The 16291-nt window shown below is 64.7% G+C and carries 14 protein-coding genes; 7 read left to right on the top strand and 7 right to left on the bottom strand.

Annotated elements, in window-relative coordinates; all coding sequences use genetic code 11:
• Window positions 1–17: 17 nt before the first annotated feature.
• Together I5R65_RS23220 and I5R65_RS23215 are read left to right on the top strand one after the other, a co-directional pair.
• Complete coding sequence (locus I5R65_RS23220) at window positions 18–1646, top strand: methyl-accepting chemotaxis protein (protein WP_180671126.1); 1629 nt, start codon at window positions 18–20, stop codon at window positions 1644–1646.
• Between the two features lie 12 nt (window positions 1647–1658).
• The gene (locus tag I5R65_RS23215; protein WP_180671125.1) at window positions 1659–2975 is read left to right on the top strand and encodes a tetratricopeptide repeat protein; all 1317 of its coding nucleotides are present in this window, start codon (window positions 1659–1661) and stop codon (window positions 2973–2975) included.
• 13 nt (window positions 2976–2988) lie between these two features.
• Here I5R65_RS23215 and I5R65_RS23210 read toward each other — a convergent pair whose 3' ends face one another.
• On the bottom strand, window positions 2989–3654 hold the full coding sequence (locus I5R65_RS23210; RefSeq protein WP_180671124.1) for a peroxiredoxin-like family protein: 666 nt from the start codon (window positions 3652–3654) through the stop codon (window positions 2989–2991).
• Between the two features lie 161 nt (window positions 3655–3815).
• Between I5R65_RS23210 and I5R65_RS23205 the strand changes: the two genes are divergently transcribed.
• Both I5R65_RS23205 and I5R65_RS23200 read left to right on the top strand, forming a co-directional pair.
• Window positions 3816–4757, top strand: a complete 942-nt coding sequence (locus tag I5R65_RS23205) for a LysR family transcriptional regulator (protein WP_180671123.1) — start codon at window positions 3816–3818, stop codon at window positions 4755–4757.
• Between the two features lie 243 nt (window positions 4758–5000).
• Complete coding sequence (locus tag I5R65_RS23200; RefSeq protein ID WP_180671122.1) at window positions 5001–5189, top strand: hypothetical protein; 189 nt, start codon at window positions 5001–5003, stop codon at window positions 5187–5189.
• A gap of 153 nt (window positions 5190–5342) precedes the next feature.
• Here I5R65_RS23200 and I5R65_RS23195 read toward each other — a convergent pair whose 3' ends face one another.
• The 5 genes from I5R65_RS23195 to I5R65_RS23175 all read right to left on the bottom strand — a co-directional run bounded on the left by I5R65_RS23195 (window position 5343) and on the right by I5R65_RS23175 (window position 11068).
• A complete protein-coding gene (locus I5R65_RS23195) occupies window positions 5343–7622 on the bottom strand; it encodes a TonB-dependent receptor (protein WP_180671121.1) in 2280 nt (759 codons plus the stop codon).
• A 361-nt stretch (window positions 7623–7983) separates the two neighbouring features.
• The gene (locus I5R65_RS23190) at window positions 7984–8346 is read right to left on the bottom strand and encodes a DUF3325 domain-containing protein (RefSeq protein WP_180671120.1); all 363 of its coding nucleotides are present in this window, start codon (window positions 8344–8346) and stop codon (window positions 7984–7986) included.
• Window positions 8343–9998 carry a PepSY-associated TM helix domain-containing protein gene (locus I5R65_RS23185; protein WP_370461027.1) on the bottom strand — a complete coding sequence of 552 codons (1656 nt, stop codon included), beginning with the start codon at window positions 9996–9998 and terminating at the stop codon, window positions 8343–8345. The genes I5R65_RS23190 and I5R65_RS23185 overlap by 4 nt, the downstream gene beginning before the upstream one ends.
• Entirely contained in the window at window positions 9995–10321 is a 327-nt protein-coding gene (locus tag I5R65_RS23180; protein WP_180671119.1) for a DUF3649 domain-containing protein, read from the bottom strand. Before I5R65_RS23180 ends, I5R65_RS23185 begins: the two co-directional genes overlap by 4 nt.
• Before the next feature lie 27 nt (window positions 10322–10348).
• Window positions 10349–11068 (bottom strand): cobalt ABC transporter substrate-binding protein, encoded by a 720-nt coding sequence (locus I5R65_RS23175; RefSeq protein WP_180671118.1) that lies wholly within the window; start codon window positions 11066–11068, stop codon window positions 10349–10351.
• A 325-nt stretch (window positions 11069–11393) separates the two neighbouring features.
• Between I5R65_RS23175 and I5R65_RS23170 the strand changes: the two genes are divergently transcribed.
• Entirely contained in the window at window positions 11394–11954 is a 561-nt protein-coding gene (locus I5R65_RS23170; protein ID WP_180671117.1) for a carbonate dehydratase, read from the top strand.
• A gap of 115 nt (window positions 11955–12069) precedes the next feature.
• Here I5R65_RS23170 and uraH read toward each other — a convergent pair whose 3' ends face one another.
• On the bottom strand, window positions 12070–12423 hold the full coding sequence (gene uraH, locus I5R65_RS23165; RefSeq protein WP_180671116.1) for a hydroxyisourate hydrolase: 354 nt from the start codon (window positions 12421–12423) through the stop codon (window positions 12070–12072).
• Window positions 12424–12734: 311 nt separating this feature from the next.
• On the opposite strand from uraH, the gene I5R65_RS23160 reads away from it, so the two are divergent.
• Both I5R65_RS23160 and I5R65_RS23155 read left to right on the top strand, forming a co-directional pair.
• Window positions 12735–13553: an outer envelope protein gene (locus I5R65_RS23160; protein WP_180671115.1), complete on the top strand. Its 819-nt coding sequence runs from the start codon at window positions 12735–12737 to the stop codon at window positions 13551–13553.
• A 336-nt stretch (window positions 13554–13889) separates the two neighbouring features.
• On the top strand, window positions 13890–16151 hold the full coding sequence (locus I5R65_RS23155; protein WP_196872330.1) for a catecholate siderophore receptor Fiu: 2262 nt from the start codon (window positions 13890–13892) through the stop codon (window positions 16149–16151).
• Window positions 16152–16291 lie beyond the last annotated feature (140 nt).

Genomic DNA, 16291 nt, shown 5'->3' with positions numbered 1-16291 from the left:
CAGCGCAGGAGCCGAACATGCTGGCAAGACTGAGCTTACGCAGCGCATTGCTGCTGGTGGTGGGTATTTTCTCCCTGGCCTTGTGGATCGCAGTGGGCATCGCCTGGCAAGGCGCACGGGCGGCGGCCCAGGCCACCACCGCCCTGATCGTGCTGTCGGACCAGCGCATCCAGCCCCTGCACGATACCGAGCGGCTGTTCCTGTCGACCCTGATCAACATGGACAACGCCTACATCAATCTGGTCAAGGACGACCAGATCAAGTCCAACGACTACACCCGGCGTGCCTCGGCCGCCTTGCAGGCGGCCCGCAAGGCCTTCGAGGGCTACCGCAAGACACTGCCGGCCGAGGCGATGGCCGACGCCCAGGTCGTCCGCGTGAACCAGGCCTACGAGGCCTATACCAAGGTCCTCGGCCTGCGCGAGGTCGCGCTCTATGACGTCTCGCTGGACGACTATGCGGCTGCGACCGTCAGTGCGGAAGCCGCCGACCGTGAATTTGCCGCCACCCTGCGCGAGGTGATCGCCCAGGCCGAAACCGTGCGTGACGATCTGCGCCTGGCCGCCGAGCGACGTATCGCAACGACCACCTACCTGGCCGTCGCGATGCTGGCTTGCTCGTTGTTGCTCGCCGGCCTGTGCTGGTGGCTGTTCGGGCGACTGGTGCTCAAGCCGCTGAGGCAGGCTGCACAGCATTTCGACCGCATCGCCGACGGCAATCTCGGCCATCCGGTACAGGGCATCTCCCGCAACGAGATCGGCGTGCTGCTGGCGGCGCTGGCACGCATGCAACAGGGACTCGGCGCCACCGTCGTCAACATCCGCGATGCCACCCGTGATGTGCATCAGGGCGCGCGCGACATCGCGCAAGGCAATGGTGAACTGGCGCAACGCACCGAAGCACAGGCCACTGCGCTGGAAAAGACTGCCGCCACGCTGCGGCAGTTGTCGGCAGCCGTCGGCAACAACGCCCAGAACGCCGAACGCACCAACGCCCTGGCCGCTACCGCCGCCCACGACGCCCAGCGTGGTGGCCAGGTCATGGGCGGCATCGCCGGCGCCATGGCCCAGGTCACCGCCAGCGCAGGACGCATTTCAGACATTGTCAGCGTGATCGATGGCATCGCCTTCCAGACCAACATCCTGGCCCTGAACGCGGCGGTCGAAGCAGCCCGCGCCGGCAGCCAGGGGCGCGGCTTCGCGGTGGTTGCCGCGGAAGTACGCTCATTGGCGCTGCGCAGCGCCGAAGCGGCGCGCGAAGTCAAGGAACTGATTGCCGACTCGATCGGCTCGGTGAGCCAGGCGGCCGATCAGGTCAGGCAGGCCGACCAGGCCATCGGACAGATCGTGGTGTCGTTTGGTCACGTCATGAGCACCGTCCATGACATCGCCACCGCGACCCGCGAACAGGCCGAAGGCATCGATCAGGTCAGCCTCACCCTGGCGGACATGGACCGGGCCACTCAACAGAACGCCGCACTGGTGGAACAGACCTCAGCGGCGGCCCACGCCCTGACTGCCCAGGCGGTCGCCCTGACCAAATCGGTGGCCGCCTTCACGCTGGCCTCACCGACCGTAGACGCCGATCCGCTGCCGCACGGCAGCTCCGCCAATGCCGGCCCGACCCCGATCCTGCTATCCCGATAAAGAGCCCCCCACATGGCACATTCAAACGCACTGCAAGACATGGTCGAACAAAGCTTCACGTCCGCATTCGCCCATCACGCCGCCGGCCGCCTGGACGATGCCGAAGACGACTATCGCCTGCTGCTGGAGCTCGACGAACACCACGCGGCGGCACTGCACTACCTGGGGGTATTGCTGCACCAGCGCGGCCAGCATGATGAAGGCCTGGCCCTGATGCATCAGGCCGCCGACCTGGCAGCGCCCGATGCCGACTGGTGCAACGACCTGGGCAATGTGCTGTTCGCCTGCCAGCAGTTCGCAGCGGCGGCAAGGTCCTACGACGACGCCCTCGCCCTGCGTCCGGACAACGCGCAGCTATGGAACAACCTGGGTGCCGCCCTGCGCGCCCAGGGCAAGAACGAGGAGGCCATCGGCGCCTGTGAACGGGCCCTGGCCAACGATCCGCAACTGGCGCCCGCCATGCACCAGCTGGCAGAACTGTACGGCCAGGCCGGGGAGCGCATGCTCAGTTCGCGCTACCAGTGCATGGCCTATGTCTTGCCACCGCATGAAGGCAAGTCTCACGAGCTGCTGGCCATTTCCCACTACTTCCTCGGGCAGCCGCAGCAGGCGGCCGAGGTCTGCCGCCAGTGGCTGCTGGAAGAACCCGGCCATCCCATCGCCACCCACATGCATGCGGCCTATGCCGGCCTGCCCAGCGAGACGGTGCCGCGTGACTACATCGTGCGTCGCTTCGATGACTATGCCGATCACTTCGACAGCAACCTCGTATCGCATCTGGAATATCGTGGCCCGCAGGTATTGGCCACGGTATTGCAGGCCGAGCTGCCACCACCGCAGGCAGCGCTCGACGTACTGGACGCCGGCTGTGGCACGGGCCTGTGCGCACCGGTACTGGCGCCCTATGCGGGCCGGCTGGAAGGGATAGACCTGTCGCCCAACATGCTGGGCCACGCCGCCCGGCATCACAACTATGCCCATCTGGCACAGGCAGAAGTGAGCGAATGGATGAACGCGCATGCACGACACTACGACCTCGTCGTGGCGTGCGATGTGCTGATCTACTGCGGTCAGCTGGACGCTTTCTTCAGCGCCGCCGCGCAATCGCTGCGCCAGGGCGGACACCTGTTCCTCACCGTGGAACTGGCCGACAGCGAACAGGCCGCGCCCTACCATCTCCACGCCAGTGGTCGCTTCCGCCACCAGCGCGCCTACCTCGAAGGCTGCCTGCGCACTGCCGGCCTGCAGCCGCTGCTGATCCGCGAAGAAAGCCTGCGCGTGGAAATGCAGCAAGCGGTGCCGGGCCTGGTCGTGCTGGCCCGGCACTGACACTGTCCTCAGCTCAGAGAGCAGCCTGGCGAATGGCCGGCAGCATGTCGGCGGGATCGGGGCGACGCGTGTAGTCGGGATTGACTTCGGCGTAGACGATGACCCCATCGCGACCAATCACATAGCGCGCCGGCATCGGCAGGGTCCAGCCCGGGTCGCCATTGAAGGCCGGCAGGTCGTTCTTGAGCGACTGATAGAGCTGCACCAGGTAGTCAGGCAAGGTGAAGCGCAGGCCGAAGGCGGCCGCCACTTCATTGTGGCTATCCGACAGGATGGGGAATTCCAGCGCATTCTGACGCACTGCCTTGCGGCTGTTGGCCGGCAACTGCGGCGAGATCGCCACCAGGCTGGCACCCAGTTCGCGCATGGCCGGCAGTGCCTCCTGCAGCGCCTGCAACTCCATGTTGCAGTAGGGGCACCAGACGCCGCGGTAGAAGCTCAGCACCAGCGGCCCCCTGGCCAGCAGTTCGGTGGACGACACCGGCTTGCCCTCGGGGTCGGGCAGGACGAAATCGGGTGCGCGGTCACCGGCCTTGAGCGCGCGTTGCGCCGCGCCCGAGGCGATCAGTTCGTCGGTGGCGCGCTGCATGGTGGCGATCACGGCGGGCGGCACGTTATAGGGCGGCTTGCCGGCCACGAAGTCAGCCTTGAATGCGTCGAGTCGGTCTTGCAAAGTCATGATGAAGCTCCTGTTTCCTGTTGCTGGGGTTGAGTGGGTCTTGCAGTGTGGCGACCGGTGGTTTGTGCGCCAGCCGATGGAATGCATTCTGTTCCCCCATCGACAGGAATGGCAGATAGCTGCCGGCTATAATGCTCATTCCAAACAGGAATGGGTGGCATATGGATCGCTTGCAGGCAATGACCAGTTTTGTGCGGGTAGTGGAGGCTGGATCCTTTTCCGGCGCGGCGCGGGTACTGGGCGTGGGGCAACCGGCCGTCTCCAAGACCGTGGCGCAGCTGGAAGACAAGCTGCAGGTCAAGTTGCTGCTGCGCTCCACCCATGGACTCACGCCAACCGAAGCCGGACTGCGTTTCTACGAGCGTGCCCGCCTGGCGATCCAGGAAGCCGACGAAGCCGAACTGGCCGCCCGGGGCGCCGGTGCCGGCCTGTTCGGGCGGCTGCGCATTTCTGCCGCGCCGACCTTCGCGCGACTGTTCGTGATTCCCCACCTGCCGCATTTCCTGGCACGCCATCCCGGGCTGGAGGTCGATGTGATTCTGGACGACCGCACCATCGACCTGATCGCCGAAGGCATCGACGTCTCGCTGCGCATGGGCAGCCTGGCCGACTCTGGCGTGGTCGCGCGCAAGCTGGCCACCAGCCGGCGTTCCGTGCTGGCCAGTGCCAGTTACCTGAAGCAGATTGACGCCCCACGGGTACCGGCCGACCTGTCGGCCCACGAAACATTGGTCTTCAGCCAATTGAGCAATGTCTGGACCTTCACGCGGGAAGGCAGCGAAGTGTCGGTATTGGTAAGTGGACGAGTACGCTTCAATGCCGCCGAGGGAATCCGGGCGGGAGTGCTGGCCGGCATCGGGCTAACCATCGCCTCCGACTGGATGTTCGCGCCCGAACTGGCCGATGGCAGCGTGCAGCGCCTGCTGCCTGACTGGTCGCTGCCCGAGATCGCGCTATGGGCGGTGTTTCCCACCGGGCGCATGGCCACGGCCAAGGCCAGGGCGTTTGCCGGTTTCGTCGAGGAAATCATGCTGCTGCAGGCCCCTCCCCCTGACTCCGGGGGCGAGCCGGCATCTGGCATCTCAGCAGGGCAAGGCGCCTGAACGTTCGCATGCCGTTGTAGCAACGCTGAAGAAAACTCCATGTCCGCAGCACAACAAGCCTGCACCTGGCCGGCACTTTTGTCGCACTTTTATTCAGGTCGGTGGTCGTACCAGCATTCGGCTTGACTTAGAATAGCCGAAGCTCACGACGTAATCGATTGGTACGTACCAGCCTGCATGCGCGATGAACCTGCCCCGGGTTTTGCACAGCGGTCATGGTGCGACATCTGAAAGGAAAACGGCATGACGCAGTCCCCCAAAAACATCTCGGCCCTGATGTGTGAGCTCAGCGTGGCATTGGCAGAGTTATCGGAGAAGATGAGCAATCTTTCGGTGACACTGGAAAACTCCTACCTGGAATCCAATGCCCCCGAACCGGCCGCCCTGATGGACGCTGCTCGCGAAACCATCGACAAGGCCCGCGGCAACTGAAGCGCGAAGCCCGCTCAAGCGGTGGCCGGTAGCCCTTGGGCCGGCCCCGCTCCCTCCCCAGACAGCCTGTCCCCCGGGTCGCCAGCCGGCCAATAAAGACATCGGCCCCGCCCTAGCCCGCAGCAGATCCCGTACACAGCCATACGCCTCCCCTCAGAAGTCATACTTGAGCTCGGCAAAGACCGTGCGCTGCGGGAACGGGTGGAACAGGAAATAGTCCCGGTTGGTCAGGTTATCCACCCCCAAGGCCCCGCTCCAGTGCTGGTCGAAGCGATACCGCACCCGGGCATCGAAGACGGTATAACCATCGAAACCCTGATAGGTATGGGTGTTGATGTCGGTATTGTCCACCGTGGCGTAGACGCGGCCGCTGTAACGCCCGGCCAGCGTATAGGTCCAGCGGTCGTCAGGCTGGTAGCTGGCCACCAGCGTGGCGCGCCACTCGGGGACATAGGGCGTGCGCTTGCCCACCGAACTGGCGCCCGGGGTGGTGGCGACGTAGCCCTTGTTTTCCAGGATCCGGGCATCGACCCAGGTCAGGCTGCCATTGAGGGAAAAGCCGCGCAGCAGCAGGTTGTTGCGCTCGAAGGCCGCTTCGATGCCGCGCTGGCGGGTGCGGTCGACGTTCTGCGTAAAGGAGGCCACGCCACTGCCGATGGTCGAGGTCTGCGAGATCAGGGCATCGGCCACCCGCTCTTCGAATAGCGATACGCGCCACTTGCCCAGCCCCTGTTGCAGCTGCTTTTCGATGGCCAGTTCACTGGACCAGACCTTCTCGGGCTTGAGATTGGGATTGGCCTGCAGATAGATGCTGCCCTGCTGGACGTTCTGGTAAAGCTCACCCACGGTCGGGAAGCGCAGGGCGCGACCGAGCGACAGCGTGGCCAGCCAGTCGTCGGCAAAGGCCCAGGCCAGCGAGGCCTTGGGTGAGAGACCGCTGTGGTTGATCTGCGGCTGATTGAACCCGAAACCGGTGCTGCCCGAGGTCGAATAATTGTAGCCATCGAAGGCACGCCACCATTCATACCGCGCACCCAGCGTGGCTTTCCAGGCCGGTGCGAAGCGCCAGACATCCTGCGCCCACAGCGCCGAGGTCTCGGTCTTGCCACGCGAATCGGAAAACAGTGCGGCATTGCCGCCGCTGATCCAGTTGCTGGTGTTCCAGGTGGGCGTGGCAAGGGTGTAACGGTCGTAGTGGCCGCCGAAGCTGATCACCTGCGCACTGCCTTCGGGGCGCCAGATGCCCTTGGCATCGAGCGTGCTCCAGCCGGTGCCGCTGGCATCGGCAATGGTGCCGGCGCCACCGCTCTGGCCAGCGGGGAAGGTCGCGGTGGAGGTGCGGGTCAGGTCACGCGAGGCCGACAGGGTGGAGGCCGCCAGTTGCCAATCCCATTGGCCACCGGTCTTGCTGCGCAGTTCCAGTCCCTGCATCCATTGTTGCTGGTCCACGTCATTGCTGGAAAATCCGCTGGTGTACGCGGGCGCCCCGGCAGCATTGCGCAGGAAGGTCTGCGGATTGGCGTTGGCCTGGTTTTGCCAGAAGCCCAGCGTATAGGTCGCCGTGAGCGTGGACGTGAGATCGTAGGAGAGCTTCAGGTGCGCCGTGTCCTGCACCGTGTGGGTCAGGCCGGACGCCCCCAGGATGTAGAGGTTCTTGCCGGTGCGGTCTTGCGTGGGCACGGCGCCGCTGGTGCCGGCCGGCGCGCTGGTGGCGGTGACATAGGTCACCGGCTGCGAATAGCTGTCCAGATGATTGACCGAGAAGCGCCACGCCAGCGCGCCGCTGCGATCGCCCAGCCCGACGTTGTATTCCTGGGCGCGATAGGTGCCGGAGGCGCCGTAGTGGCTGAAATCCTGCTGCGCATATTGCGCCTTGATACTGGCCTCGAACTGCTCCGGCATGCGGGTGGTGATCTCGGTGACGGCACCGTAGGAGTTGCCCGGATACTCGGCAGCGAAGGGGCCATACATCACATCGATGCGGGCGATCTCTTCCGGCGCCACCATGAACCAGCGGGGCGAACCGTTGCCGTTGTTGTTGTTCACCAAGGCCGAGAGCAGGATGCCGTCGGCATAGATGAGACTGCGCGCACTGGCATTCACGCCGGTGGTGCGGGTGGCCAGCGGCGACTGCGTATCACCGATGTAGCGCTTGCGCACCGACAGGCTGGGCAGGTATTTCAAGGCATCGGAACTGTCGGTGACGTTGATGCTCTCGGCGGCGGTGTCGGCGGTGACACTGGAACTGGTCTGCGGCAATTGCTTGCGTTCGGCCACCGAGCCACTGCCGCGCACCTCGACGGTGGGCAGGCCCGCGTTGTCGCCGTCGGCTTGCTGGGCCAGGGCGGTACTGCTCCAGGCGCAGAGGATGGCCAGCATCAGTGGATGGCGCTGCAGGCGTGACCGGGCAGGGCGAAGGTGTGGTGAGTTCATGGCGAGGTCGATCTGATTGTCGGGGTAGTACGCGCAGTCGCACCCGCGACCGCCTCGGCGTTCGCACTCCCCTTTTTTTCATCGCCGGAATCTATCACGCAGCCCGCCTGCTGCGGCACCAGTGCCATGCTGCCGGCCGGAAAGAAGCTGTACGGGCGACGCAAATGTCCTTTCCGCACAAGACCTTAGCAACAGCGCATGGCGAAAAAAAAGGGCTGCGACATATTGCCGCAGCCCGCAAATACAACAGAGAGGAGTTGAGATTGGACCCGAATTTGGCAAGCCGACCCTTAATCCAAATCAAACCGGCTGCGCGCAATACGCTCCACACCTGCGTGGGAGCACCGTCCCGGGCAGCACATCAAAACAGATTTTCCATCACCCACAACAGCAGCAGGACCGGCAGCCCAAACAGGACCGCCCGCGTCAACGCCGGTCCGCGGGTAGGCCAGTAGGTCAGGGCCAGTACCTGCAGCAGCGCCGACAGGGTCAACACCCCCAGGCCAGCCACCATCCCCACGCTCCAGCCTTGCATGCGCATCGTCACCGCCAGGCTCGCCACCAGACCCAGCACACCCAGTTGCCGCAGGCGACGACGCACCGGCGGTGCGGGCTCGGCGCCGCGTCCGTGCAGCTCGGCATAGTGCCGGTCCATGGCCAGTGCCAGGGCGCTCCAGGCGCAGTAGGCCAGGCCCAGCGCGAGCAGGAATCCGAAGGCCGTCATGCTGTTTCCTCCACGGGATCGCGCTCGACCCTGGACTTGACCGGCGCGGCCTGCAGGCCATCCTGGCGCTTGCGCTGGCGCCGCGCCAGTACCCGTTCTGCCATTGCCAGGGCAATCCCCAGCGCCAGCACGGTGAGATCGAACCCCGCCACGGGCCAGGGACCACGGCCCAGCAACAACGTCACCCCCAGGTGAGATTGCGTGGTGAACACGTTGAGCAGCGGGAGACCGATGAACAGTGCCGCACCCAGCCCCAGTTGCAGGCGCCACATGCGCAGGTCCGGTCGCACTTGCGCCAGCACCGCCGCCACCGCCCAGGCAGCGAAGAAGAGGTTGATTTCCATCTGCGCGCGCTGGTGCAACTCCAGCGGCAGCAGGCGGTTGGCCCAGAAGTAGCTGGCCAAGGCGATCGGCAGGCCGGCGATGGCGCCGATGTTGAGCGCCTCCACCAGTCGCAGGCCGATGCTGGCGCGTGCGCCGCCGGCGATGGCCTTGGCCTCTTTCTGGCGCGTCTTGACCGCCCACAGCAAGGCGCCGCTGGCCACCATCAGGTAGCCCGACAGGCCGCACAGGAAGAACAGCGCCCGCAACCACGGATCGGCGAAATGCGCCAGATGCAGGCCATACAGTGCGCCCCGGGTGACGGCGGTGGCACTGGGATCGTCGCCGTAGGCGGCCAGCCGTTCACCCGTGACGCCCTGGTACATCAGCCCCGGTTGCAGGGAGGAAAGCGTGCTCATCTTCTGCCGCGTGATGACCACGGTGGCCTTGGCGTCGCCCGGGTTGTTGACCACCAGCACGGCCAGTGGCGCGCCCTGCCAGTGCTGCTGCGCCTGGGCCGCCAGCGGTGCCAGCGCGGTGAGCGGCGCCGCTACCCCGGCCGGCTTGACGCGACCGGCGGTGCCGGGGAACACGGTCTCGAAGAAGGCGGTCTCGCCGCCCTTGTCGCGATAGGCGCTCTGCACGCCCCAGGGCATGATCATGAACATCAGTGTGACCAGCCCGGTATAGGTGATCATCAGATGGAACGGCAGCGCCAGCACCGCCGTGGCATTGTGGGCGTCGAGCCAGGAGCGCTGCCCCTTGTGAGGGCGGAAGGTGAAGAAATCCTTGAAGATGCGCTTGTGCGTGATCACCCCGCTGATGATGGCCACCAGCATGAACAGCGCGCAGATGCTCACGATCCAGCGCGCCCATTGCACCGGCATGTAGTGCAGGTCGAAATGCAGGCGGTACAGGAACTCGCCACCCCGCGTCTCGCGCACCTGCGCCAGTGGCTGGCCGGTGGCGGCGTCGATGCGCTCGCTCTTGAAGCGGCTGCGCGCGCTGCCGCCCTGGCCGCCCATGCCATCGCCAGCCGGCGCCACCCAACCCACCCGCATGGCCACGCTGCGCTCGGCCGGCAGGGTGATGAACCAGCGCTCGGCCCGGGGCGCCTTCTGCTGCAGATAGGCCACCGCATGCTCGATGGCCTGGGCCTGCGGCACCGGTGCCGAACGGGTGCCGTGCAGCTCCGGCATCATCCACAGGCTGATCTCTTCCTTGTAATAACTGGCCGTGCCGCCGGCAAACACCAGCAGCAGCACCCAGCACACCAGCAAACCGCACCAGGTATGCAGCCAGGCCATCGATTGTCGGAACCCCTCCCTCACGGCAGCACGCTCCTGATTCCGGTCAGCCAGGCCACCAAGGCCAGCAACAGCGCCGGCAGCGCCAGCCCCAGCCAGGACTGCGCAGCGCTACGCGCGGCAAAGACCCAGATCACGGCGCAGGTGAAGATGGCGAAGGACAGCATGGTCGCCGTCATCACCGCGTCGGCCGGCGCCATCGGCAGCAGGCGCGCCAACACCATCGTACTGAGCGTGCTGACCCCATAACCGCCACCGACGGCGGCCAAGGCGCGGGAGAACACGGCCAGGCGATAGCGCAAGGTCGGGCCACGCAAGGCCGGGCCGCTGGAAGAAATCGGTTTCATGCTTGCCATGGAAGGAGGACGCCCGGCTTACTTGTTGGGCGTGGCCGCAGGTGCCGCCGGCAAGGCCTTCAGGCCCTTGGGCTGGACCAGCGACAGGGTGGTCACGAAGCTGGCGATGTCATAGGGCTTGCCGTCGCGTTCACCTGCGGTCTTGTCGGTGTGGTGCACCTCGGCAACGTACACCCCCTGCCAGGGCAGGTCGAACTGCACCAGGCCTTCGGCGTCGGAATGGGCTTCCTTCATCCAGCCCGAGGGCGTCACCAGACCGACCTTGGCCTTGGGCAGCGCGGCGTTCTTGTAGCTGACCTTGAACTGGCCGGGCTTGCCGGTGGGGACGATGTCCAGCGCCAGGCGCGGCTCCTGGGCCTGCTGGGAAGTCACCAGACGTGCTGCCGGGGTCCAGGCAGTGCGGGTGGGCGGGGTGGCGTGCTTGTTCTCGAAGACCGGGTAGTGGGCATCCTCGGCCACGATGGATTCGCCCTTGCCGGCGCTGGCCGACAGATTGAAGGCATTGGCCGCCTTGCTCAGTTCCAGGGTACGGTCGCCCTGCGGGCCGATCAGCACTGCGCTGGGCGAGACGAACTTGTCCAGCAGCCCGGGCGAGACTTCGCGCAGGTTGTCGCCGAATTCGCCGAAATACAGTTTCGCCTGCTTGCCGTCCTGCTGCAGCCAGACCTGGTGCGCCCCCGCCGGCAGGGCCAGCAACAGGGAGGTGAACAGGCCGGAGACGATCGCCAAACGCTTCATGAAGGAATTCCTTTCGAGTGATGTTGTGTAGGTGGGCAAGCGGAGCATGGACATCAAAAACGAGCATCAGCGTGCTGCGCAAACAGCTGCCGTTCGCCCTTGCATTTGGCGCGGGTGATGGCCCGACAGGATTGATTATTATTTGAGAATGATTATCAATTATATTGCGTCCGATGCCGCAGGACAAGTCCTGCCCCGTGAGGCGGTGGGCGGACCGAAACAAACAGGGTATGATCGCTCCCCGCTTGAACGCGTCGCCGCGCATGCCTCTGTCCCCGACTGCGCCGGCGCCCCGCACCACCGCATCCCCAGGAGAAACCGATCCATGCTTCGCCGCAACCCATCCGGCCACCGGCCCCAAGTCCACGAATCCGCCTATGTCGACCACACCGCCATCCTGTGCGGCAAGGTGATCGTGCATGAGAATGTCTTCATCGGTCCCTACGCCGTGATCCGCGCCGACGAGGTCGATGCCCATGGTGAAATGGAGCCCATCATCATCGGCGCCCACTCCAACATCCAGGATGGCGTGGTGATCCACTCCAAATCGGGTGCGGCCGTCACCATCGGCGAGCGCACCTCCATCGCCCACCGTGCCATCGTGCATGGCCCCTGTACGGTGGGCGACGATGCCTTCATCGGCTTCAACAGCGTGCTGTTCAATTGCAGCATCGGTGCCGGCTGCGTGGTGCGTCACAACGCCGTGGTCGATGGCTGCGACCTGCCGCCGGGTTTCTACGTCCCCTCCACCGAACGCATCGGTCCCAAGACCGACCTCTCCACCATCCCCCGCGTGACGGTGGCGGCATCGGAATTCTCGGAAGACGTGGCACGCACCAACAATGAACTGGTGCTGGGCTACAAGAAATTGCAGAACGAGTTCTGATTTCCGCGCTCTCGGCGCGCTGGTCTCCCTCGGAACCACGCGCCCAACAAAAAATCCGGCTTCTTGCGAAGACCGGATTTTTTATCGACCGCATTGATGCATCAGCTTGTGCCGATCAACTCCCGCGATAAGTCGAATACGCCCACGGCGACACCACCAGCGGCACATGATAGTTCTGCGTCACGTCAGCAATGCCAAAGGCGATCACCACCTCATCGACGAAGCGCGGTTGCGGCAGCTCCACGCCCTGGGCGGCGAAGTAATCGCCGGCCGCAAACACCAGTTCATACTTGCCGACCTTGAGTGCGTCGCCGGCCAGCAGCGGTTCGTCGCAGCGGCCATCGCTGTTGGTGACGGCCTGCCTGAGCAGGGTCTTGCGTCCCTCCTCGACCGCATACAGCACCAGCTTCACGCCCGCGCCGGGCTTGCCCCTGGTGATATCCAGCACGTGCGTGCTCAGTTTGCCCATGTTGCTGTCCTTTCCCTGTCTGATTGGATGTTGCGATGCCGGCCGATGATATACCGACCGGCGGCGATGCCTATACGAGTGCGCTTATACCCGCCATCGATGCAGCGGACATAATGCCTTACCGCGCTGCCGCCGCCAAATCGGGGAAGACACCCGATGCAGGCCGCAGCGCCGATCCACCCCGCCGCCATGCCAACGCTCCCAACAGGAGCGCCCTGCCAGACCGGCCTGCCGGCCCATCCATGCCGGTGCCGTACCTCACGACGACAATATCTCTATAAAAATTTTATCCACTTACTGGAGGAGACTTCATGCCCATCCCATTCCTGCCCCGGCGCACCTCACTGGCCTGTTTCCTGGCGCTGTCGGCCACCGCCGCCCACGCCGCCGACTGGTCCGACAATGCCATCGGCTATCGCTACGGCACCCGCTTTGCCGAACCCTACAACAACCAGGACATCAGCAAGAACATCCTCAACTTCACCCACAGCAGCGGCTACCGGTACGGCACCAACTTCCTCAACATCGACCTGCTGATGTCCGACCGCAAGGACGACAATGCCCAGGAAGCCTATCTCACCTACCGCCACACCCTGGACCTGGGCAAGATCAGCGGCCGCGATCTGGCTTTCGGCCCGGCACGCGGCGTCGGCCTGACCCTGGGCCTGGACTGGAATACCAAGAACGACAACAGCTACGCCTCCAAGAAGCGCATGTGGGTCATCGGCCCGACCCTGATGATGGATGTCCCCGGTTTTCTCAACGTGAGCCTGCTGGCCCTGTTCGAGAGCAACCAGCCCAAGGGCATCAGCAGCCGCTACAGCTATGACACGCACCCCATGCTGAACCTGGCCTGGGGCATCCCGCTGGGCAGTTCCGGCTGGGGCTTCGAAGGCTACCTGAACTACATCGCCGCCAAAGGCAGGAATGAATTCGGCGGCGCCACCGCCCCCGAATTCAACATCGATACCCAGTTGATGTATGACCTCGGCAGCCGCCTGGGCATGGGCAAGAACAGCCTGCGCCTGGGGCTGGAATACCAGTACTGGCGCAACAAGTTCGGTAATCCCTCCAATGTCCCCGGCTCGCTGGCCAAGACGCCGATGGTGCGGGTGGAATACCACTTCTGATCGCCATGGCGCGTCAGGATTTTCTTCGTGCTTTCAGACGAATCTGATTGCAAAAAACGAAGCTGGCAATCTCATCTCGCCAAGCAAGAAACCCCGCAAAAACTCCTGCAAAAAATCGAAATTTGCAGGAGTTCCTTTTCCCTCCCCGCTTCCTATACTCGCCCGTTCCGGCTTGCCATGACCCATGAGGTCTCCCAGCCAGCGGCCGGACATCCCTGATATCTGATCGCCAGCCACACGTCGGCAAGCGCGCAGGAGCGGCGTCGACGCCTGCCTCGCCCGCACGCCCCTCATCGCCAGCCAAGAGATTTCGCAACCCTTCTCTCGGAACCTGACATGAGCCTGATCAAGAGTCGCAAACACCCCACCCCCCCCCCTACCCGCCTGCGCGCCGCCGTCGCCGGCGCCCTGCTGCTGCCCGCCGTGGCTGCCCATGCCCAGGCCGGCGGCAGCCAGCTACCTGGTCTGCAGGTCGATGCCGTCCGGGAATCGCCCTATAAGGCCGAGCGTTCGGCCTCCCCCAAATACACCCAGCCGCTGGTCGATACCCCGCAAACCCTGCAGATCATCAAGCGCCCGCTGATGGAACAGCAAGGCGCCACCTCGCTCACCGAGGCGCTGCGCAACACGCCCGGTGTGGGTACGTTCTTCCTCGGCGAGAACGGCAGCACCAGCACCGGCGACACGGTCTACATGCGCGGCTTCGATGCCTCCGGCGCGATCTTCGTGGACAACGTGCGCGACCTGGGCGCCATCTCGCGCGATGTCTTCAACCTGCAGCAGGTGGAAGTATTGAAAGGCCCGGCCGGCACCGACAACGGGCGTGGCTCGCCGACCGGCTCCATCAACCTGATCACCAAGCAGCCCGAACTGGCCGATGCGGTGAGCGCCTCCGCCACCTACGGCAGCTGGAACCAGAAGCGCGCCACGGTCGACTGGAACCGGGTGCTGGACAACGACCGCGGCCTGGCGCTGCGCCTGAATGTGATGAAGCAGAACAGCGGCGTACCGGGTCGCCATGAAGTCCACAGCAGCCGCGACGGCATCGCGCCCTCGCTGGCCTGGGGCCTGAACGGCCCGACCCGCATCTTCCTGAACTACCTCCACATGCAGCAGGACAACCGCCCCGATGGCGGCGTCTCCACCATCGGCCTGCCCGGCTACAGCTCGCCCGACCCGGCGCGCCCCTTCCTGAGCCAGGCGCCCAAGGTCAATCCGCGCAACTTCTACGGCCATATCGACGACTATGACCGCGTCAACGCCGACATGTACACGCTGCGCGTGGAGCATGACTTCTCACCCCGACTGAAGCTGCAGAACAGCACCCGCTATGCCCGCACCGACCAGGACTATCGCCTCAGTTCCTTCCTCGCCACGGGCGCGAAGAGCAGCCGCTTCGACACCGGTCTGAAGACGCCGTCGATCAACGACCGTTCCACCTGGCTACTGGGCCGCCAGCTGATCAACCGGCGCGATCAGGCCAATCACATCCTCAGCAACCAGACCCATGTGAGCACGGAGCTCGCTACCGGCCCCCTGCAGCACACCCTGGTGGGCGGACTGGAACTGAGCAGCGAACGCCAGGATGCGCTTTCCTTCACCGCCAGCGGCGGCCCGCGCCCGGACGCCAACCTGTATGCGCCCGATCCGCGTTTCGACGACAGCAAGCTCAGGATCAACGTCAGCGGCCGCAACAAGGGCGAAACCGACACTGCCTCGCTGTACCTGCTGGACACCGTCAAGTTCGATGAACGCTTCTCCGTCACCGTCGGCCTGCGCGAAGATCACTATCGCACCCGCTTCTTCAACCTCAACCAGAACGGCCCCAGCGAACTCAAGACCTCCGGCAAGCTGCTGAACTGGAAGCTGGCCGGCGTCTTCAAGCCGACCCGCAACAGCAGCCTCTACGCCCTGATGGCGACTTCGCAGCAGCCGCCGGGCGGCGCCAATTTCAACCTCAGTGCCAGCAAGGACAGCGCATCCAACCCCGACTACGCGCCGCAGAAGACCCGCACCGCCGAAGTCGGCAGCAAATGGGAAATCCTGGATCGCAAGTTGCTGCTCACCGCCGCCCTGTTCCGCACCGAGGTCAGCAACGAAATCGAGAAGGATGAGCAGAGTGGCGTCTTTTTCCAGACCGGCAAGAAGCGCAACCAGGGCGTGGAACTGGGCGTGAGCGGCGAACTGACGCCCAACCTGTCGGTGACGGCCGGCTACAGCCGCATGCACAGCAGCGTCGAGAGCGGCAAGATCGTCACCGCCAGCGGCGAGAACATCCTGAACTACACGCCCCGGCAATCCTTCACCAGTTGGGCCAGCTGGCGCCTGCCGCAGGGCTTCGTGGTGGGCGGTGGCCTGCGCTATTCGGGCGGTCTGCAGCGCGGACGTGACGGCGCGATCGGCACACCCACCGGGACCGAGGCCTACCTGGTGGCCGACGCCATGGCCGGCTACGCGATCAACAAGACGGTGGACCTGCAGTTCAACGTCACCAATCTGTTCAACAAGGACTACGCGGCTTCCATCAACAAGAGCGGCTACCGTTACACACCGGGCGCTCCACGCGCCTTTGCGCTGACGGGCAACTTCAAGTTCTAGGTGCCAACATCGCGCTGAATCGGGGCAGGATAGTTCACTCTGGATTAATTCCAACTGAAGCAAACTAACTAGCTGGCCCCAAGCTTCCGGTGACGACGTTCTGTCGTCACCGCTCTCCCTCCGCCCACTCCTTCTCCCCC

Source organism: Herbaspirillum sp. AP02, from assembly GCF_015767275.1.
In the GTDB taxonomy this organism is placed as follows: domain Bacteria; phylum Pseudomonadota; class Gammaproteobacteria; order Burkholderiales; family Burkholderiaceae_D; genus Herbaspirillum.
Note: the sequence above shows the minus strand (reverse complement) of the source record. Positions and strands in the feature narration are given on the sequence as shown.